This window comes from Carboxydocella sporoproducens DSM 16521, assembly GCF_900167165.1.
Classification (GTDB): Bacteria; Bacillota.
This window is the reverse complement of the sequence record NZ_FUXM01000019.1, coordinates 1-19,975: the sequence shown is the minus strand read 5'-3', so window position 1 is coordinate 19,975 and position 19,975 is coordinate 1. Positions and strand designations below refer to the sequence as shown.

The 19,975-nt window shown below is 51.1% G+C and carries 21 protein-coding genes and 1 pseudogene; all 22 read left to right on the top strand.

Going from position 1 to position 19,975, the window contains the following annotated elements:
- The first annotated feature begins 3 nt into the window (after nucleotides 1-3).
- On the top strand, nucleotides 4-1,296 hold the full coding sequence (locus B5D20_RS08145) for an FAD-dependent oxidoreductase (protein ID WP_078665739.1): 1,293 nt from the start codon (nucleotides 4-6) through the stop codon (nucleotides 1,294-1,296).
- On the top strand, nucleotides 1,293-1,571 hold the full coding sequence (locus B5D20_RS08140; protein ID WP_200803484.1) for a ferredoxin family protein: 279 nt from the start codon (nucleotides 1,293-1,295) through the stop codon (nucleotides 1,569-1,571). The genes B5D20_RS08145 and B5D20_RS08140 overlap by 4 nt, the downstream gene beginning before the upstream one ends.
- Before the next feature lie 258 nt (nucleotides 1,572-1,829).
- Nucleotides 1,830-2,285, top strand: a complete 456-nt coding sequence (locus B5D20_RS08135) for a chemotaxis protein CheW (protein WP_078665737.1) — start codon at nucleotides 1,830-1,832, stop codon at nucleotides 2,283-2,285.
- 15 nt (nucleotides 2,286-2,300) lie between these two features.
- The gene (locus B5D20_RS08130; RefSeq protein WP_078665736.1) at nucleotides 2,301-4,337 is read left to right on the top strand and encodes a chemotaxis protein CheA; all 2,037 of its coding nucleotides are present in this window, start codon (nucleotides 2,301-2,303) and stop codon (nucleotides 4,335-4,337) included.
- 12 nt (nucleotides 4,338-4,349) lie between these two features.
- Entirely contained in the window at nucleotides 4,350-4,928 is a 579-nt protein-coding gene (locus B5D20_RS08125) for a chemotaxis protein CheC (RefSeq protein ID WP_078665735.1), read from the top strand.
- A 12-nt stretch (nucleotides 4,929-4,940) separates the two neighbouring features.
- The gene (locus B5D20_RS08120; protein ID WP_078665734.1) at nucleotides 4,941-5,429 is read left to right on the top strand and encodes a chemotaxis protein CheD; all 489 of its coding nucleotides are present in this window, start codon (nucleotides 4,941-4,943) and stop codon (nucleotides 5,427-5,429) included.
- A 17-nt stretch (nucleotides 5,430-5,446) separates the two neighbouring features.
- On the top strand, nucleotides 5,447-5,803 hold the full coding sequence (locus tag B5D20_RS08115; protein WP_078665733.1) for a response regulator: 357 nt from the start codon (nucleotides 5,447-5,449) through the stop codon (nucleotides 5,801-5,803).
- Between the two features lie 12 nt (nucleotides 5,804-5,815).
- Nucleotides 5,816-6,895, top strand: coding sequence for an HD-GYP domain-containing protein (locus B5D20_RS08110; protein WP_078665732.1), 1,080 nt, complete (start codon nucleotides 5,816-5,818; stop codon nucleotides 6,893-6,895).
- A gap of 14 nt (nucleotides 6,896-6,909) precedes the next feature.
- Nucleotides 6,910-7,380, top strand: coding sequence for a chemotaxis protein CheX (locus B5D20_RS08105; protein WP_078665731.1), 471 nt, complete (start codon nucleotides 6,910-6,912; stop codon nucleotides 7,378-7,380).
- A gap of 85 nt (nucleotides 7,381-7,465) precedes the next feature.
- A complete protein-coding gene (locus tag B5D20_RS08100; RefSeq protein WP_159071759.1) occupies nucleotides 7,466-8,233 on the top strand; it encodes a cyanophycinase in 768 nt (255 codons plus the stop codon).
- Between the two features lie 6 nt (nucleotides 8,234-8,239).
- A complete protein-coding gene (gene cphA, locus B5D20_RS08095; protein ID WP_078665729.1) occupies nucleotides 8,240-10,891 on the top strand; it encodes a cyanophycin synthetase in 2,652 nt (883 codons plus the stop codon).
- A 3-nt stretch (nucleotides 10,892-10,894) separates the two neighbouring features.
- Nucleotides 10,895-11,776, top strand: a complete 882-nt coding sequence (ispE, locus tag B5D20_RS08090) for a 4-(cytidine 5'-diphospho)-2-C-methyl-D-erythritol kinase (RefSeq protein ID WP_078665728.1) — start codon at nucleotides 10,895-10,897, stop codon at nucleotides 11,774-11,776.
- A 30-nt stretch (nucleotides 11,777-11,806) separates the two neighbouring features.
- Nucleotides 11,807-12,502 (top strand): GntR family transcriptional regulator, encoded by a 696-nt coding sequence (locus tag B5D20_RS08085; RefSeq protein WP_078665727.1) that lies wholly within the window; start codon nucleotides 11,807-11,809, stop codon nucleotides 12,500-12,502.
- Nucleotides 12,502-13,221 carry an NTP transferase domain-containing protein gene (locus B5D20_RS08080; RefSeq protein ID WP_078665726.1) on the top strand — a complete coding sequence of 240 codons (720 nt, stop codon included), beginning with the start codon at nucleotides 12,502-12,504 and terminating at the stop codon, nucleotides 13,219-13,221. Before B5D20_RS08085 ends, B5D20_RS08080 begins: the two co-directional genes overlap by 1 nt.
- A gap of 104 nt (nucleotides 13,222-13,325) precedes the next feature.
- Complete coding sequence (gene purR / locus B5D20_RS08075; RefSeq protein ID WP_242952056.1) at nucleotides 13,326-14,177, top strand: pur operon repressor; 852 nt, start codon at nucleotides 13,326-13,328, stop codon at nucleotides 14,175-14,177.
- An 8-nt stretch (nucleotides 14,178-14,185) separates the two neighbouring features.
- The gene (gene ilvA / locus B5D20_RS08070; protein WP_078665764.1) at nucleotides 14,186-15,373 is read left to right on the top strand and encodes a threonine ammonia-lyase; all 1,188 of its coding nucleotides are present in this window, start codon (nucleotides 14,186-14,188) and stop codon (nucleotides 15,371-15,373) included.
- Nucleotides 15,374-15,387: 14 nt separating this feature from the next.
- Complete coding sequence (locus tag B5D20_RS08065) at nucleotides 15,388-15,771, top strand: RidA family protein (protein ID WP_078665725.1); 384 nt, start codon at nucleotides 15,388-15,390, stop codon at nucleotides 15,769-15,771.
- A 122-nt stretch (nucleotides 15,772-15,893) separates the two neighbouring features.
- Entirely contained in the window at nucleotides 15,894-16,172 is a 279-nt protein-coding gene (gene spoVG / locus B5D20_RS08060) for a septation regulator SpoVG (RefSeq protein WP_078665724.1), read from the top strand.
- Nucleotides 16,173-16,394: 222 nt separating this feature from the next.
- Nucleotides 16,395-17,783: a bifunctional UDP-N-acetylglucosamine diphosphorylase/glucosamine-1-phosphate N-acetyltransferase GlmU gene (gene glmU, locus B5D20_RS08055; protein ID WP_078665723.1), complete on the top strand. Its 1,389-nt coding sequence runs from the start codon at nucleotides 16,395-16,397 to the stop codon at nucleotides 17,781-17,783.
- Between the two features lie 3 nt (nucleotides 17,784-17,786).
- A complete protein-coding gene (locus B5D20_RS08050) occupies nucleotides 17,787-18,728 on the top strand; it encodes a ribose-phosphate pyrophosphokinase (RefSeq protein WP_078665722.1) in 942 nt (313 codons plus the stop codon).
- 78 nt (nucleotides 18,729-18,806) lie between these two features.
- On the top strand, nucleotides 18,807-19,445 hold the full coding sequence (locus tag B5D20_RS08045; protein ID WP_078665721.1) for a 50S ribosomal protein L25: 639 nt from the start codon (nucleotides 18,807-18,809) through the stop codon (nucleotides 19,443-19,445).
- Nucleotides 19,446-19,645: 200 nt separating this feature from the next.
- A pseudogene (locus B5D20_RS08040) lies at nucleotides 19,646-19,975 on the top strand (IS200/IS605 family accessory protein TnpB-related protein); the annotation flags it as partial.

Here is a 19,975-nt window from a genome sequence, read left to right as displayed (position 1 = left end):
AACATGGAAAAATTTGATGTGATTGTTGTTGGCGCTGGCCCGGCCGGACTGGCTGCAGCCTATACCTGTGCCAAAGCCGGGTTGAAGACGATTGTCTTTGAACGGGGCGAATATCCCGGCAGCAAGAATGTCATGGGGGGTGTTCTCTACCGCCAGGCAACGGAAGAGATAATTCCCGGTTTCTATAAGGAAGCGCCCTTAGAGCGGCCTATTGTAGAGCAAAATTACTGGTTCCTCACTGATAAATCCGGGGTAAAAATGGGCTACCGCAGCGAGAAGTTCGGGGAAGAGCCCTACAATAACTTCACTGTCTTGCGGGCCAAATTTGACCGCTGGCTGGCCAAACAGGTGGAAAAAGCCGGTGCCCTTATTATCAATGAAACTGTAGTAGAGGATTTGCTTTACGAGCGGGACCGGGTGGTAGGAGTGCGCACTGATCGCCCGGAAGGGGATTTAAGGGCAGAAATGGTGATTATCTGTGAAGGGGTTAACAGCCTGCTGACCCAGAAAGCTGGTTTAAGAGGAGATATTCCTCCTGAGCATCTGGCAGTGGCAGTCAAGGAGATAATTTACCTGCCGGCGGAAAAAATTGAAGACCGTTTTGGGCTGGAAAAAGGTCAGGGAGCGGTTATCGAACTGATCGGTGATCCTACCTATGGCATGATGGGAACCGGTTTCATCTATACCAACCGGGAAAGCATCTCTATCGGCGTAGGTGCCTTGCTCTCAGAAGTAGTGCAGCGCAAAATCAATCCCAATGAGTTGCTGGAACATATGAAGCAACATCCCCTGGTGCGGCCGCTGATTGAAGGGGGAGAAAGCAAAGAGTATCTGGCCCATTTAATTCCTGAAGGTGGTTACAAAGCCATGCCCAGGCTTTATGCCTCCGGGGTACTGGTAGCCGGGGACTCGGCGATGCTGGTCAATGGCATTCACCGGGAAGGCTCCAACCTGGCCATGATGAGCGGCAAGTTTGCTGCCCAGACAGCCATAGATGCCATCAGTACCGGGGATTTCAGCAACCAGATGCTGGCCCGTTACCAGGAACGCCTGCAGAATTCCTTTGTCTTGCAGGATTTACAGAAATACCAGAACGCTACCGGGCTGTTTGAGGAAAATCCCCAGTATTTCAGCCAGTATCCGGCTATGTTGAACCAGGTAATGCATGAATTCTTTACTGTGGATAATGTGCCCAAAAAGGAAAAGCAGAAAAAAATGCTGGAAATTATCCGCCAGCATCGCTCCCTGCGGCAGGTAGCCGGTGATATGTTTAAATTATGGAGGGTTCTGGGATGAAAAAAATTGATGACAAACTTTACCTGACCCGCTTTATCCCCGCTTCTGAAAGCCATTTGAAAATAATCGATGAAAATGTCTGTAAAACTTATTGTCCCGATAAAGTTTGTACCCTCTTTTGTCCGGCCAAAGTCTATTCCTGGGAAGAGGAACATATGCAAATCGCCTTTGAAGGCTGCCTGGAATGCGGGACCTGCAAATATGGCTGTCCCTTTGACAATATCGCCTGGAAAAATCCCCGGGGCGGATTCGGGGTACAGTACAAGTTTGGGTAATTTTTAGCAGGAATTTATAAAAATATATCGTATATATGGTATATAGAACAATGTATAAAACAAAAGTCATGAGGGTTTAACAGAACCACACGACTACCTGATAATTCTTACTGATTTCCTGAGAAGGGAAGGGTAAGAATTTTTAGGTAGTTTTTTGTCTATTGTGAATAAAATTTTGAATTTAAAATTTAATGAAGGATAATTATTTAAAGTGTCGAATTTTCATGGTTAACATTACAAATTGAAGGAGCGGTTACTATGACAAATGAAAAGCAATTTGTTGTTTTTCAGCTGGGAAAAGAGACCTACGGCATCGATATTGCCAAGGTCTGGGAAATTATCACCATGCAACCCATAACTAAAGTTCCCCATACAGCCAGTTTTATCGAGGGGATTATCAATTTGCGGGGGCGGGTTATACCGGTTCTGGATCTGCGCAAGCGCTTTGACTTGCCGGCTACCGAATACACCCGTTCTACCCGGATTGTGGTAGTGGAGATTGAGGGCAATACCCTGGGCATGATCGTGGATGGAGTTTCGGAAGTGTTGCGGATTAGCAGTGATATTGTGGAAGCGCCCCCGCCGGCTATTACTGACGTGGATTCTGAATATCTGGAAGGTGTGGCCAAACTGGAAGACCGTCTGATTATTTTGCTCAATCTGGATAAGGTCCTGAATAAACAGGAAAAACAGGCCCTGGAACAAATGCAGTAAAGGGAAGGTGAAATGATGGGTCTGCAATTGGATGCCTCGCCTGAGGAGTTGAAACTGTTTCTGGAAGAAGCGGAAGAACATTTACAACTACTGGAAGAGGATTTGGTCAGGCTGGAAAACGAGGGAGATAACCAGGAGTTATTGCAGGAAATTTTTCGTTCTGCTCACACATTAAAGGGTTCTTCTGCTACTCTGGGCCACCAGAAAATGGCCCATTTGACCCACGCTATGGAAAACGTTTTCGACAAATTTCGCAAACAGCAACTGACAGTTAATATAGAAATAATGAATGTACTTTTTGAGGCACTGGATAATTTGAAAATCCTGAAAAATGAAATTGAAACCATGGAAGAGAGCGGTATAGACTTGGAGGGGATTTTGCAACGGCTGTCAGCTATGGCCAGTGGCGAAGGGGTACAAGCTGCTGCCAGCAAAAAAGAGGTGCCTCAGCAGCAACCGGTTTTGCAATTGGATTGGCAGGACCAAAAAATGGCTGCTGAATTGGCTCAGCAAAAAAGAGGCCAGTTCTGGCAGGTTAATGTATTTTTCGCTGAAAACAGCGATATGTTACCGGTAAGGGCTTTGATTACCCTGATGACACTGCGGGAAAAAGGGGATATTATCAAATCCGAGCCGACAGCCGAAGAGATTGAACAGGAACAGGCCAAAACCACTTTGCGCGCCATTGTGCTCAGTTCCTGTGGGGCGGAGGAAATCAGCAAAGCCCTGCAAGAGTTGCCGGATATTATTAATGTTAAGGTAGAGCCTTTTGAGCTGGCCAAACAAGAGGAACAGGCACCCCAAGAACAAAAGGCAGCAAAGAAGATTGAGGGAAACAAAAACAGGGCAACCCTGAGCAAAGCCAGCCGTACCGTCAGAATAGACGTAGAGTTGCTGGATAACCTGATGAACCTGGTCGGGGAGCTGGTTATAGACCGGACCCGCCTGGCTCAGATTATTACTGAAATTGAAGCTAAATATGATGTAAATGATCTGACGGAAGATTTGAATCGCACTTCTGTGCATATTGGCCGTGTCACTACCATGTTGCAGGAAGAGATCATGAAGGCCCGCATGATTCCGGTGGAAAGCCTGTTCAACAAGTTTCCGCGCATGATGCGGGACTTGAGCCAGAAAGCAGGTAAGGAATTTGACTTTATTATGGAGGGCCAGGAAACCGAGCTGGACCGCTCCATTATTGAGGAGATAGGAGATCCTCTCATCCATCTCTTGCGCAATGCGGTGGATCATGCGATTGAACCGCCAGAAGAAAGGGAAAAGCTGGGTAAACCGCGTAAAGGTGTAGTGAAATTAATTGCCCGGCATGAGGAAAACCATATTGTGATCCTGGTACAAGATGATGGGCGCGGCATTGACCCCAATAAAATAAAGGAGTCTGCGGTGCGGAAGGGAATTATCTCCGATGAAGCGGCCAAACGGCTGAATGATGAGGAAGCTATCAATTTGATTTTTGCTTCTGGTTTGAGCACAGCCACTAAAGTTAGTGATATTTCCGGCCGCGGTGTCGGCATGGATGTGGTACGCACCAATCTGGAAAAGGTCAATGGTTCCATTGAAATTGATACCCGGGTCGGGGTGGGCACTGTCTTCAAGATAAAGCTGCCGCTAACATTGGCTATTATCCGGGCTTTGATGGTTAAAGTGGATGAACGGGTCTATGCCATTCCCCTCACATCAGTGCTGGAAACTATTCGGGTGGAAAAAGAGCAAATCCGGATTGTTAACAAGCATGAGGCTATTGTGGTCAGAGGACAGGTCTTGCCCTTGCTTTACCTGCGTGAGTTGTATAATCATGGGAGCGCAGAAGAAGAAAAGGCCAAAATTTTTGTAGTTGTAGTGAATGTTGGGGGTAAACAGGTAGGACTGGTTGTGGACTACCTGATTGGTGAACAGGAGGTAGTAATCAAGTCCCTGGGCCGGTATATTGGGGATGTGCAGGGCATAGCCGGAGCTACTATCCTGGGAGATGGGCGGGTAGCCCTGATCATGGATGTTCCCAGTTTGATGAAAAAGGTTATGCAAATCAGTTAGGGGGCCTGAAGGGTGCAGTTGGAAAAACTGGAACAAGCGATCAAAGATGCTTTACAAAATTCCGGCCAGGTGTTTTCTGAAATGCTGGGCCTGGAAGTCAGGATAATCAGCCCCCGTCTGGATTTGCTGAACTTAAAAGAGGTGTTGAGCTGGGCCGGGGGCCCGGAAACAGTGGGACTGGGCCTTTACCAGGCTGTAACGGGGAACATCAGCGGTCACCTCTTGCTGTTTTTTGAAGAGGGACAGGGTTTTCGCCTGGCGGATTTTCTCCTGATGCAGCCACCGGGTACAACCAGGGAGCTGGGGGAGATGGAAAGATCGGCTCTGGCGGAACTGAGCAATGTAACCGGATCCTTCTTTATGAATGCCCTGGCTGATATGACCGGTCTGGAGATTGTTCCGTCCACACCAGCGGTTGTTTATGAAATGCTGGGGGCGATTTTTAGTGATATAGTGGCAGATTTAAGCCTTTCCGGCAACCAGGCACTGGTCGTAGAAACAGAATTTCATGTGGGTGAACAGGAAATGAAAGGACACTTCTTTTTCATGCCAAATCCGGAAAGTTTGCAAATTCTGTTGGCCCACTTGTAGGAGCGGTTATACATGAATGAGACAAAAATTGGGGTCGGCCTGGGGGAAATGCACTGGTCTCGTACACCCAATACCGCTTTAGTTTGTTATGGATTGGGGTCCTGTGTAGGAATTGCTGCCTATGATCCGGTGAAAAAACTGGGAGCTATGGCCCATGTGGTATTGCCAGACAGCAGTATCATGCGGCCAGGTGACAGTGTCTATAAATATGCCGATACCTGTGTGCCTGCCCTGCTGGCAGAGCTGGAACGCCTGGGGGCAGAGCGCCAGCGGTTACAAATAAAAATAGCTGGCGGGGCCCAGGTACTGGCAGTAGCCGGGGCGGCCCGTATGGATATTGGCAATAAAAATGTACAGGCAGTAAAAGAAGCCGTGCGCAAATCAGGGCTTAGAATAAGCGCTGAGGATACAGGGGGTAACCATGGCCGCACTTTATCCCTGTTTATAGATAGCGGTAAAGTAACTGTAAAAGTGGTAGGGAAACCTGAAGTGGAAATATAGGAAAGGAGAGCCTTTCGATGGCAAAAATACTGGTTGTAGATGATGCTGCATTTATGCGGATGCGGGTAGTTAAATTGCTGACTGAAAACGGATATGAGGTGATTGAAGCCGGGGATGGCAAGGAAGGAGTGGATAAGTATCTGGCAGAAAAACCGGATCTGGTGTTAATGGATATCACCATGCCGGTAATGGATGGTATTGCTGCCGTACAGGAAATCAAAAAACATGACCCCAATGCGATTATTGTGATGTTAAGTGCCCTAGGACAACAGACCATGGTGATGAATTCCATTAAGGCTGGTGCCAAGGATTTTATCGTTAAGCCCTATCAGCCGGACAAAATCCTGTCCACCATTAAACGGTTTATTGGATAGGCGGGAGGCAAAATGCGAGTTATCAGCACTAATCGTTTGCAGCCGGGAGATAAACTGGCCAAACCGGTTTATGGCACTGCAGGCGGGCTAATTATGCCGGCCAATTTGCCTTTGACCCGGGAGCATATTGAGCGGTTGTTAAAACAGGGAGTACAACAGGTATATCTGGATGATCCCCGGGTTGCTGATTTGCAAATAGAAGAACCCATCCGGGAAATTACCCGGATTAAGGTAATCAAGGTCTTGCAGGAAGCCATGCAGGAAATAGGCAAGAAAGGCCTTGCGGTCAGCCTGAATAGCAAGGCAATAGAAGAAGTAATTCATGAGCTCCATGAAGAATTAATCTATGGGAGGGCTAGGGAAATAAACCTTTATAAAGTCCAGGCCGGAGAGGATTACTTGCCTTTACAGGCACTGAATACTGCTATTCTCGCAACTAATATGGCCCGACTGGGCGGGTTTGTCCAGAACAGTAAGGATGTGGTGACCGGGACCCTTTTAATGAATCTGGGCCTGGCCCTGATTCCGAAGGAGATCCTGTTTAAGCCAGGAGCTTTACTGCCAGAGGAAAAAATACAGGTACAAAAACATGTGGAGTACTCTCTGCAAATCGCAAACAACAATTTTCCCAATCTCCGTGCGCATGTAAAAGTAATAATCCAGCAACACCATGAACGCTTGGATGGCTCCGGCTATCCTCAGGGCCTAAAAGGGGAAAAAATCCATCCCCTGGCTCAGCTGGTTGGAATTGCGGAAACATACAGTGCCATGGTTTCCTGGCGGCCATACCGGGAAATAATCAGTCCCCAGGAAGCTATCGAGTATATTATGGGTGGAGCTGGCATTGAGTTTGACCATAAACTGATCGATATTTTCAGTCGCTGTACAGTACCCTATCCTGTAGGTTCAATGGTGCTGCTATCTACCGGAGAAAAGGGAGTAATTATAGATCTGGGCAAAGGGCTGGCTACTCGCCCGCGAATTCGCCTTTTTACTGATGAAAAGGGACAGAACCTGGCCCAGCCAGTAGATATTAATCTATCTGATCCCCAGTACCAGACCAGGGTAATTGTAGGATTGCTCGATGAATAAGGAGGAAGAAGATAATGAGGGCGGAGTTTATCAATCCCTTTGTAAAAGCTGCCTATAATGTGCTGGAACAGGAGGTCCAGGCGGAAATCAAAAAGGGACAGCTGAGCATAGAAGAGTCTTCTGTGACCACTCAGGATGATGTAACGGTATTAATCGGGGTTACAGGCCAGCTGGCCGGGGTGGTTATGTATTCACTGGCGGAGAGGACAGCCAAAAACCTGGTTTCCCGCATGCTAGGACAACCGGTCCCGGTTTTTGATGATATGGTGGAAAGTGCCGTGGCGGAACTGGGTAATGTTATCTCCGGTCTGGCCAGTGCCCAGCTGGAAGCCAATGGGTTTATTTGTCATATCGCCCCACCGACGGTAATTGTAGGCCGAGGGGTAATTATCTCAACGGTAAATATCAAAAAACTGGTTATCCCTCTGGAAACCCAGTATGGTAATTTAAGAATCGCTGTAGCTTTAAAAGAAACGGGAAAATAACTAAAGCTTGCCCTTTAGACTGCATAAAAAGCAGTTAAACAGGGCAAGCTTTTCTTGTTGCCAGAATTTAGAGGTGATGGAACCTATGCAAGCCGGTTGGCTGGTAGCCATTGGCGGAGCTGAGCAAAAAGATCCACCGGGTGAGATATTGGAGCAGCTGGTAAAAAGATCACCTCCAGGGGAGATGGTGGTTATCACAGCTGCTTCTACACAGGCGGGGAAAACCGGTCACCAGTATGAAGAAGCCCTGCAAAAACTGGGGCGACAGGTCAGGATTTTGCATTTCAATAACCGGGCCCAGGTGCGCCAGTTTATTTATCAGGATTTAGCACCAGCGGGGATTTTTTTCACCGGCGGGGACCAGAGTCGTCTCACGGCTTTGCTGGCAGGGACGGAATTGCTGGATTACCTGACTGAACTCTGGCGACAGGGCTGTACCCTGGCTGGAACCAGCGCCGGAGCCGCTGTGCTGGGTTCAGTAATGATAGCCGGGGGCAGGGCCGAAGCCAGTCCTCGCAAGGAACTGGTCAGCCTGGCCCCGGGATTTGGCTGGCTACCCAATACTGTCATTGACCAGCATTTTAACCAGCGCGGGCGGTTTAACCGCTTGCTCACGGTACTGGCTACTTTTCCCGGCATACTGGCTCTGGGCCTGGATGAAAATACCGCCCTGTTCGTCAGGGAAAATATTGGCGAAGTGGTAGGAGAAGGGACAGTCACCGTGCTGGATGGGCGCGAAATGGATTTTTCCAGTGCCCCGGAAGTGGATGGTTTTACGCCCCTGACAGTGACTGATGTACGGTTGCATAGTCTGGCCGCCGGTTATAAGTTTGACCTGAACCAAAGAAGGTGAGAGAAAATGAAAATTATCCGCAGTCAATGTTATGAGGAAAAAAATATTTATTGCTTTCGGCCGGTGGTGAAGGGCACTATCCGGATTCCGCCGGAGCATAATCTCCCTTCCGATCGGATTCCTGGTTTGGCAGCCCTCATCCTTGCTTACCTTCCCGGTCTTATGGAACACCACTGTTCCCGGGGCTATGCCGGCGGCTTTGCCGAACGGCTGAGAGAAGGAACATATCCCGGCCATATTATTGAACATATCGCGCTGGAACTGCAGGTTCAGCTAGGACAGGATGTCTATTTTGGCCGTACCGAGGAGAGAGTGGAAGGATTGGTTGATATCATCGTCGAATGCCTTGTACCTCAGGTGGGGTTGGCAGCTCTGGCCTGGGCGGTAAAACTGGTGCGGTTCTGGTATACTGGAAAGCCGGTACCGCATCTGTCCACAGTGCTGGCGGATTTGGGAGCGGTTTATGACCGCTTCGGACCGGGACCATCGACCCTGGCCTTGTTACAGGCGGCCCGTCGTCAGGGACAGCCAGTAATGGAGCTGGGTGGAGGCATCTGGCAAATCGGTTATGGCCGTTATGCCCGGCGGCTGGCAGGTAGTCTGCTGGAAAATACCTCTTGTCTTTCTGCCGATCTGGTTCAGGATAAAGCTCTCACCAAAGAAATTTTACAGCGACAGGGCCTGCCGGTACTGCCCGGTTATCCGGTCAGAACCCTGGAAGAAGCCTGGGTGCGGGCAGAACAGCTGGGTTATCCGGTAGTTTTGAAAGACAATTTTGGGCATCAGGGCAAAAAGGTATATTGTCATCTTCAGAATGGGGCAGAACTGGCGGAATGCTGGTGGCAGAAAGGGAAGGAAGGCAGCTGGTTGCTGGAGAAGGAAGGCAGGGGGCGTAACTTCAGGGCCCTGCTGGTGGATGGTCAACTGGTAGCGGTGGCTGAGCGTTTGCCTCCACGGGTCAAAGGGGATGGGCAGCGAACCATCAGGGAACTGATCGAGGAACTGAATAGAGACCCGCGCCGCGGTCAGGGCCATGGCCGGGAATTGACCCGGGTGGAAATTGATGCGGAAGTACTGCGCTGTCTGACCAGTCAGGGATATACTCTGGAGCAGGTATTGCCGGCCGGGGCTGAAGTGAACTTGCGCTTTCAGGCCAATCTATCCGGTGGCGGAGAAGCTGTTGACGTTACGGAAGAAGTTGGCCCTGAATTAAAAAAACAGCTGGAACTGGCAGCTCGCCTCAGTGGACTGAATGTCTGTGGGGTGGATTTTCTGGCTGAAGATTTGCATTCCCCCATGCCTGCTGATCAACAGCAGGGTATACTGGAAATCAATGCTGCTCCCGGATTGCGGATGCATCTGAACGGAAAGAGAGGTAAGGAGATAGCAGATTGGATTATAACACGGTTAGATCTTCAGCCCTCGCAAAAGCTTCCCCTCTTTGCGGTTACCGGTACTAATGGCAAAACCACGGTGGTGCGCTGTCTGGCCCATTTGCTGGCTCTGGCAGGCAAGAAGGTGGGATATACTACTTCTGATGGCATATATTTTGATAAGCAATTGATTCGGGCCGGGGATATGAGTGGACCTCTCAGTGCCAGAGAAATCCTGCAACATCCTCTGGTGGAGGCAGCGGTCCTGGAAACTGCCAGAGGTGGCATTCTGCGACAGGGATTGGGCTTTAGCTATTGTGATGTGGCGGTATACACCAATCTCAGCGGGGATCACCTGGGCCAGGATGGGATCAATTCCCTGGCGGAACTGGCAGATGTTAAGGCTCTGGTAGGGGAAGTGGTTTCCCGGCAGGGCTGGATAATCCTCAATGCTGATGATCCCCAGTTACTCAGTATGGGGCCTCGCTTTCAGGGCCAGCTGTTCCTGTACACAACCAGGGCGGAAAATCCCTGGCTGGCCCGGCATCTGGCCTTAGGTGGACAGGGATTACTGGTACGGCAGGGTTGGGTACTCTGGGTTCAGGGGGACCAGTGTCTGCCCCTGGTAAAGGTGAAGGAACTGCCGGCAGCCTGGGGAGGGCTGGCTTTACATAACCTGGAGAATATGCTGGCAGCAGCGGGAGCGGCCCTGGCCTATGGTCTCAAACCGGAATTGATTGCCCGGGGTTTACGTACATTCAGCTGTGACCCGGAAACCAATCCCGGCCGTTTTAACCTCTGGCAGCTGGGCAAAATCCAGGTCCTGGTGGACTATGGTCACAATGCCGCCGGTTTTGACCGGGTGTTGAGTGCCTTGCAAGCCGGGGGCTTTGGCCCTATAACTGCTGTGATTGGCATGCCGGGGGACCGGCGTAATCAGGATATTATCCGGGCCGGGATGGTGGCGGGCAAATATTTACATAGAGCCATAGTCAAGGAGGACAGCAATTTACGGGGGCGGCAGCCGGGGGAAATGGCAGCTTTGCTCTGTCAGGGTTTGCGGACAGTGCTTTCCCCGCAGGATATACAGGTGATTTTGCCTGAACTGGAGGCTGTAAAGCAGGCTCTGCTTACTGCTGTTCCCGGCGAGACGGTGGTGGTTTTCTATGAAAAACTGGCTCCGCTCGTCAAACTTTTGCAGGAACTGGGAGCCAGGCCGGTGCGATTGGCAGAATACCATAAATATGTTATGATGAAAGGGAAACTGCAAATTAGAGGAAGGTAGGACATGGAGATTACGCTATTAGCACCGGCCAAAATCAATTTAACTCTGGAAATCAAGGGCCGGCGTCCCGACGGCTACCATGAAGTAGCCATGGTGATGCAGTCCCTGGAACTGGCAGATACCATTACCTGTCGTTTGCGTTCAGATGGCAAAATCTTTCTGGAGGGAAATCACCCGGAGGTAGCATGGAATGAAACTAACCTGGCCTGGCGGGCGGCCTGGCTCCTGCAGGAAGTCAGTGGGGTCAAACTGGGGGCGGAAATCCTGGTAGAGAAGCGCATCCCGGTGGCGGCCGGCCTGGCCGGAGGGTCCACCGATGCGGCAGGGGTTTTGCGGGCCCTGAATCAGCTCTGGAACCTGAACTGGTCCAGGGAGAAGCTGGCCGAACTGGGGGCTCGCCTGGGGTCGGATGTGCCTTTTTGCCTCTATGGTGGAACGGCCCTGGCCACCGGCAGAGGAGAACAGATTCAGCCCTTACCGGCACTGCCGCAGCATTCCCTGCTGCTGTTAAAACCACCTTATGGAGTATCTACGGCAGAGATTTACGGGCTTTATGCCCGAATGGGCCGAAGTCAGCAGGGGCAAACGGAACGGATGCTGGCAGCTGTAAGGACCGGAAACTGGCAGGAGGTGGCCCGGCATCTGGCCAATGACCTGGAACAGATCACTCTGGCCCTTGCTCCCGACTTAAAAGAGCTAAAGGAAGCGGCCTGCAGGGCAGGATGTCCTGGAGTGTTGATGTCAGGCAGCGGCCCAACGCTGTTTGCTTTAATCAATGATGAAGCTCAGGATCAGGAACTGGCTCAACGCTGGCAGGAGGCCGGACAGGTAATCAGGACAAAAACCGGTTTGCCCCTGCCATTGCCGGGAGAGGAGCAAATGTAGTAAAATGGAGCAGGAGAGGGGGATAGTTCCATGGAAAGAAGATTAATCCCGGTCAAACTGGATAGTTACAAACCTTTAAGGGAAATCGTTTTTGAATCCCTGCGGGAAGCCATTATCAATGGTACCCTGAAACCCGGGGAACGGCTGATGGAAATTCAGTTAGCCGAGGAAATGGGAGTGAGCCGGACACCGGTACGGGAGGCCATCCGCAAGCTGGAACTGGAAGGCTTTGTAGTAATGGTACCCCGGAAAGGGGCCTATGTAGCTGGCATTTCCCTGAAGGATATTGCTGATGTCTTTGAAGTGCGGGCCGCGCTGGAGAGTCTGGCTGCCGGCCTGGCGGCAGAGCGCATAACCGAAGAAGAACTGGAAGCGTTAGAGCGCAGTCTGGTTAAGGTAGCGGAATCGACAGAAGCGGATGACCTGACTTCCCTGATTTCCGCTGATACCGATTTCCATGATATTCTCTACCGGGCCAGCCGCAATGAACGGCTGGTGCAGATTGTCAGCAACCTGCGGGAACAGATCCAGCGTTTCCGCATGACTTCTCTGTCCCATCCCGGTCGGATGCGGGTGGCCCTGGAGGAACACCGCAAAATCGTGGAAGCCATTTCAGAACGGAATGTAGAACTGGCCCAGCAACTGGCTCGCGAACATATCGAAAATGCGGAAAACACCATGCTGAACATGATGCGCAAAATGGAGGAGGAAGGGGCGAAAGGCTAATGCGTGCCCTGGTTTTGGGCGGTGATGCTAAATGTTTACGTCCGTTAGGCCAGGAGCCCATGTTAAAGCGCATTATTGAATGCCTCTGGTCAGCCCAGGTGGTCAAAGAGGCACTGGTTGTGGGACCGGTGGCCCAGTCGCCCTGGCCCCTGCCCCCGGGGATAGCCTGGGTACAGGGAGGCGAAAATCTTTCTCAATCCCTGCAAATTGGCTGGGAAGCCCTGCGGCGGCGAGGAGTGGGTAACCGGGAATATATCCTGCTCCTCTCAGGAGATATGCCTTTGTTGTCCCCCCGGCATTTGCAGGAATTTCTTACCGATTGCCAGGGGGAACATGATGCCTATTATCCTATTGTTCGCCAGGAGGACAATGACCGCCTTTATCCCGGGGTAAGACGGACATATGTCCGTCTGGCTGAAGGCACTTTTACCGGAGGCAATGTTTTTTTGATTCGGGCCGGGGTAATGGATAACTGCATGGATTTGCTGGAACGCTTTATTTCCGCCCGCAAGCAGCCCTGGCGCCTGGCACGATTGCTGGGGCCCACTTTTCTGTGGCGCTGGTGGCGGCAAACCCTGACCATTGCCGATATTGCCCGCAAGCTCCAGCAACTGACAGGATTTTCCGGTCAGGCGGTGATTTGTCCCCATCCGGAAATTGCCCTGGACCTGGATAAGGAGGAAGACTGGCTCTGGCTGGAAAAGGGCCAATATTTCTAAACATCCTCATGGACAGAGGATGTTTTTTTTATTATAATGATGGAAAAATGAAATTTTTTTGCCTCAAATGGATAAAATATTCGGGAAATGGGAGAGTGATTCCCGTGAAAATTAAACGCAGTGCCAGAACAATTATTATCGTACAGGAACTGCTCAATCGACCCCATCATCTCTTTCCCCTGACCTATTTTGCTGATGAACTGGGAGTAGCCAAATCCAGCCTCAGTGAGGATATTGGGCTGATCAAGGAAACTATAGCCCGGTTACAGCTGGGGATAGTGGAAACTGTAGCGGGAGCAGCCGGTGGGGTTCGTTTTTTGCCTTTAATCGGGGCGGAAAAACGGGCCAAACTGGCGAAAGAGCTCTGTCAGAGGTTACAGGAGCCGGAACGCATCATTCCGGGCGGATTTTTGTATATGAATGATATTATCTATGATCCGGAAATAGCCGGCTGGATCGGCCAGATCTTCGCTTCTCGTTATGTCTACCAGCCGCCGGAATATGTCCTGACCGTGGAAACCAAAGGCATACCCCTGGCTATGATGACCGCCAGGGCTCTGGGGGTGCCTCTGGTCATCGCCCGGGATGACAGCAAAGTTACCGAAGGGTCATCGGTGAGTATCAACTATGTTTCCGGTTCCACCCGACGCATTCAGACCATGGCCCTGGCCCGGCGCAGTTTGCCCCGGCAGGCCAGGGTCCTGATCATTGATGATTTCATGAAAGCCGGGGGTACGGCCCGGGGCATGAAAGAACTGCTCCAGGAATTTGAAGCGGAAGTAGTAGGAACCGGCGTCCTGATCGCTACTGTGGAGCCGGAACAGAAACTGGTAGGAGACTATTTCTCCCTGCTGGAGCTGGTAAATATTGATGAGGAAAAGAAACAGGTGGAAATCCGGCCAGCGGCCTGGGTAACCCAGCCGCTGGCAGAGGAGGAAGGTCTGTGGCAATTGTAGATTTGACCATGATTGAGCAGGCGGCAGTCCGCCTTCAAGGGGTTGCTCACCGCACTCCCCTGGACCTGTCCACTACCTTCAGCCGTCTGAGTGGTCGGGAAGTCTGGTTAAAACATGAGAATCTGCAAAAAACCGGTTCTTTTAAATTGCGGGGCGCCTATAACAGGATTTTAACCCTGTCCCCTGAAGATAAGGCCAAAGGGGTAATAGCCGCCTCAGCAGGGAACCACGCCCAGGGAGTAGCATACGGGGCCAGTGCTGCAGGCATTCCGGCTACCATTGTCATGCCGGAGGGAGCTCCTCTCAGCAAGGTATCCGCTACCCGCAGTTATGGGGCTAGAGTAGTGTTGAGCGGAATTTCCTATGATGAGGCTTACCAGAAGGCCAAAGAGATTCAGAAACAAACCGGAGCCACTTTCGTTCATGCCTTTGATGACCCGGAAGTCATAGCGGGGCAGGGGACCATCGGCCTGGAGATTCTAGAGGAGATTGAACCGGAAGTGGTGGTAGCCCCCATCGGCGGCGGGGGGCTGGTGGCCGGACTGGCTACAGCTATCAAAGGTCGCAATCCCCGCATTAAAGTGATCGGGATTCAGGCGGCCGGAGCTCCGGCTATGTACCTGTCCAAACGGGCCGGCAGCTGGCAGGAGACCATTCAGGTGGATACCATTGCCGATGGGATTGCAGTTAAAAAACCGGGACAACTAACTTTTCAGATTATCAATGACCTGGTGGATGAGATTGTGACCGTTACGGATGAGGAAATTGCCCAGGCTATCCTCATGCTGCTGGAACGGGGCAAAACCATCGTAGAAGGGGCCGGGGCAGTAGGAGTGGCGGCGCTGCTGGCAGGCAAGCTGCCTTTCAGCGGTCGGACAGTGATTGTCCTTTCCGGTGGCAATATTGATGTGAACATGGTGGCGACCATTATTAACCGCGGTCTCAGCAAAGCTGGCCGCCGTTTGCGCTTTCGCACCATTCTGGTGGATAAGCCCGGCAGCTTGCAAAAATTGCTGGAGCTGATCGCTGGTACCAGGGCCAATGTCATCTCCATTACCCATGATCGTACCCGTCCGACTTTAACCTATACCCAGGCGGAAGTGATACTGGAACTGGAAACCCAGGATAATCAACATATTGGGGAAATTCTGGCGATACTGCAGAATAACCACTATCAAGTGGAAATAGTTAGTTAAAGGAGGAACGAGCAATGACAAAAGAAATTATTTCTACTACCGCAGCACCCCAGGCCATCGGACCCTATTCCCAGGCGGTCAAGGTGGGCAATTTGCTATTCTGTTCCGGTCAGATTCCCATTGATCCCGTCACTGGCCAGCTGGTTACCGGGGATATCCAAACCCAGACCCGCCGGGTGCTGGATAACATTAAGGGTCTACTGGAAGCTGCCGGCAGCTCTCTGGATAAGGTGGTAAAAGCAACGGTATTTATTAAGGATATGAATCAGTTTGTCACCATTAATGAAATCTACGCTACATACTTTACTGCCAATCCGCCGGCCCGCTCCCTGGTAGAGGTAGCCCGCCTGCCGAAAGATGTCGATATTGAGATTGAGGTAATAGCCTTATGTGAATAATTGTGTAAGAATTTGTATGAAACTTTTAGCACAAATAAGCAGGATTTTTTTGGGATGGAGAGAATAAAATAACCTGTATTGGAAAATAATATCTAGTAGGCAACCAGGAAGGTGGTGAGACTATGCTTAATATTACCGATGTACGGATTCGGAAACTGAGCCCGGAAGGAAAACTGAAAGCAATTGCCTCTGTCACCCTGTCCAATGTCTTCGTTGTCCATGACATCAAAGTGGTGGAGGGTCAAAAGGGCTTATTCGTGGCGATGCCCAGCCGCAAGACTTCTGAGGGGCATTACCGTGACATCGCCCATCCTATAACTTCAGATTTCCGGCAGCTGATTTCCCAGGTGGTTCTGGACGCCTATCAACAGGCAATGGTAGAGGAACAGGTCAGTGCTTAAACAGCAACACCCCGCGTCAGCGGGGTGTTTATATTTTGGAGAGATGAAGTTGCATGAAAATTGATAACACAGATACCGAATCGACAAAAATGAAGGGATTCCTTCTTTATTTAAAATTCCATTTTTCTCGACAAAAGGGCAGGAATTAAGGGAAAGCTGTTGAATATACAAAAAGTTAGGCATAATAACAAATGGATAGCTCATATAAAGGAGGCGTCTTTTTTGGAAGGGCTGGCAGCAGTCATCCTGGCAGCAGGAAAAGGGACAAGGATGAAGTCCCGGCTGCCCAAAGTATTACATCCGGTCGGGGGCCAACCGATGGTCAGCCATGTCATGGCAGCTTGCCGTACTGCCGGAGCGCAACCGGTGGTGCTGGTTATCGGGCATGGAGCAGAACAGGTGCAGGCCACTTTAGGGCCGGAGCAGGTATATGTAGAACAGAAAGAACAACTGGGTACAGGTCATGCTGTCATGCAGGCAGAGACTGTATTGCGGGATTTTGAGGGAGATATTCTGGTTGTGTGTGGAGATACCCCTTTGTTGCGCGGTGAAACCCTGGCGGCTCTGGCCCAGTACCATCGCCAGCAAGAGGCAGTGGCTACGGTACTGACCATGACGATGGCAAATCCGACAGGTTATGGCCGGATTATCCGGGATGAACAGGGCCAGGTGGCAGCCATCGTGGAGGAAAAGGATGCTACCCCGGAGCAGAAAGCCATCAGGGAAGTCAACTCCGGTACATATTGCTTCCAGGCGCAGGCCCTCTTTGCCGCCCTGCAGCAAATCACCCCCAACAATGCCCAGGGGGAGTATTATTTAACGGATGTGCTGGCTATTTTCCGGCAGCAAGGGCAAAAGGTAGCGGCCTGGCAGCTGTCAGATGATACAGAGGTGATGGGTATCAATGACCGGGTGGCCCTGGCAGAAGCCAACCGGCTGTTCCGGGAACGCATTAACCGGCAGCAGATGCTGGCAGGAGTAACCATTCTTGACCCGGCCACTACTTATATAGAGGCGGAGGTCAAAATCGGCGCTGATACCGTCATTTACCCCAATACCCACTTGACAGGCAAAACCACTATCGGAGCTGGCTGCCAGATCGGTCCTGATACCAAAATTATGGACAGCCAGATTGGAGATGGGGTGGAGATCCAGTTCAGCGTGGTTTTGCAGGCGGAGATCGGCAATGACTGTACTATCGGGCCCTTTGCTTACTTGCGCCCTGGTACCCACCTGGCGGCCGGGGTCAAGGTGGGCGATTTTGTGGAAATTAAAAATGCAGTGATTGGCCAGGGCAGCAAAGTGCCCCATCTCAGTTATATAGGAGATGCGGAGATTGGCTCCGGGGTTAATATCGGGGCTGGCACCATCACCTGCAATTATGATGGTTACAAAAAATCAAAAACCATTATTGGCGATGGCGCCTTTATTGGCAGCAACAGCAACCTGGTCGCACCGGTAACTATTGGCGCCGGGAGCCTGGTTGCCGCTGGTTCCACTATTGTTAAGGATGTACCGGCTGATGCCCTGGGGGTGGCCCGGGCGCCGCAAAAAAACCGGGAAGGCTGGGCTAAAGCTCGGCGCGAAGCAATCGAAGGAGGTAAAGCATAAATCATGGGTGTGCGCCAGATGAAAATTTTTACCGGTAATGCCAACCCGGCGTTGGCAGCGGAAATCGCCGAATATCTGGGGGTTAATCTGGGACAAGCTCAGGTTTCCCGCTTTAGTGATGGCGAAATCGTGGTCAAAATCAATGAGAGCGTACGGGGGGCGGATGTATTTGTCATTCAGCCCACCTGTAGCCCGGCCAATGACCATTTGATGGAACTGCTGATTATGATTGATGCCCTGCGTCGGGCTTCTGCTCGCCGCATTACTGCCGTTATTCCTTATTACGGTTATGCCCGGCAGGATCGAAAAGCCCGGGGCCGGGATCCCATTACTGCCAAACTGGTGGCTAACCTGATTACCGTCGGGGGAGCTCGTCGGGTAATGACCATGGATTTACATGCTGGTCAGATTCAGGGCTTTTTTGACATTCCGGTGGACCACTTGCCCGGGGTTCCCATCCTGGCCGAATATTTCCGCAACAAGAACCTGGAGAACGCTATTGTTGTCAGCCCTGACCTGGGCGGAGTAACCCGGGCCCGGGCTCTGGCTGACCGGCTGGGCAGTGCCATTGCCATTATTGACAAACGGCGGCCGGAACCGAATGTAGCAGAGATAATGAACATCATAGGCGATATCGAAGGCAAGACAGTGATCATGATCGATGATATCATCGACACCGCCGGGACTATCACCCTGGGTGCCCAGGCCTTGATTGAGCGGGGGGCGAAAGAGGTTTATGCCTGCTGTACCCATCCGGTCTTATCCGGTCCCGCTATCTCCCGCATTGAAAACTCTCCCATCAAGGAACTGGTGGTAACCAATACCATTCCCCTCTCAGAGGAAAAACGCAGCAACAAAATCAAGGTCCTGTCAGTTGCGCCGCTTCTGGGTGAAGCCATTTTGCGCGTTCATGAGGACCTGTCAGTGAGTATGCTGTTCGACTAGGTATAATACTTATCTAAAACGGGCATAATACCAGCACAAACAAATGGTGCTGGTATTATTTTTTTGGAGGTGTAGTCATTGACTGGTCAAAATCTGACAGCCAGAATTCGGGAGAGAGACGGAAAAGGGCATAATCGCCGCCTGCGCAGGTCCGGCTGGGTGCCGGGAGTTGTATATGGTAATGGTATTGATGGCAGTATTTTGGTCGCAGTGGATAAAGTACAATTGCGGCAACTGCTCAACAGTCCGGGCGGCCGTACCCGCTTGCTGAGACTGGATTCCGGCTTGCCTACGGGCCCTATTGACGCTTTGATCAAGGAAGTGCAGTGGGATCCTGTTACGGAAGAGCTCCTGCATGTGGATTTGCAAAAGGTGGAAACAAACCGCAAAGTTCATGCCCAGGTACCGGTGCACCTGGTGGGAGAAGCCCAGGGGGTAAAGGCCGGGGGCATTATTCAGTTTAATGTTCGCCAGCTGGAAGTGGAATGTTTGCCACAGGATATTCCGGCGGAAATCACCATTGACATCAGTCACCTGAAAATAGGCGGAATGATCCGGGTCAAGGATATCCCTGTTCCGCCTGGTTGCCAGATTGCCCAGGATCCCGATACTATTATTGCCGCAGTGATTGCACCCAGGATGCAGGTCGAGGACGTAGAAGTGGAAGTGGTTGAATCCGTACCAGCCAAACAAGCGACTACCACTGCGGCATCATAATAAAGTGACCCTCTGCCCACTGGCAGGGGGTTACTTGCTTCTGCTGGCTCTGGTTGTATATAATGAGGGAGAGCAAGGGAGGTATGCAGCAGCTTCAGAAAACTATACTATAATTGATTGTACCTAACTATTTTACTATTATAAAAGCATGGAATATTATCCATTGGAGAAGCAACAAAGTCCGGCAGGGTTTTCGGGAGTTGATCAGGAATGCCAGAGAAACACGAGAAGAACAAATTAGCATAACTGTGTGCGGGGAGTTTTTTCCAGAGATTTACCCGGCTCACCGGTCTTCGAAGTGGAGCCGGGGCGAAGAAGATCCGCTGACTACGGAGATGCGTCTCTTCTGTGCTTGTATGCGGTGGGCCTTTAACCGGCTCCTGGGAGGTGTTTCCCGCCATGAAATCAAGAAGTCAGGCCAAGAACTTTTCGGGCTGAACTCCCGCTATGCGGATGATGCCAGACTTAAAGCACAGGCCCTGCTGGACTCCCAAACAGAACTGCTGAAGTTAGAAAATGAAGAAACAGAA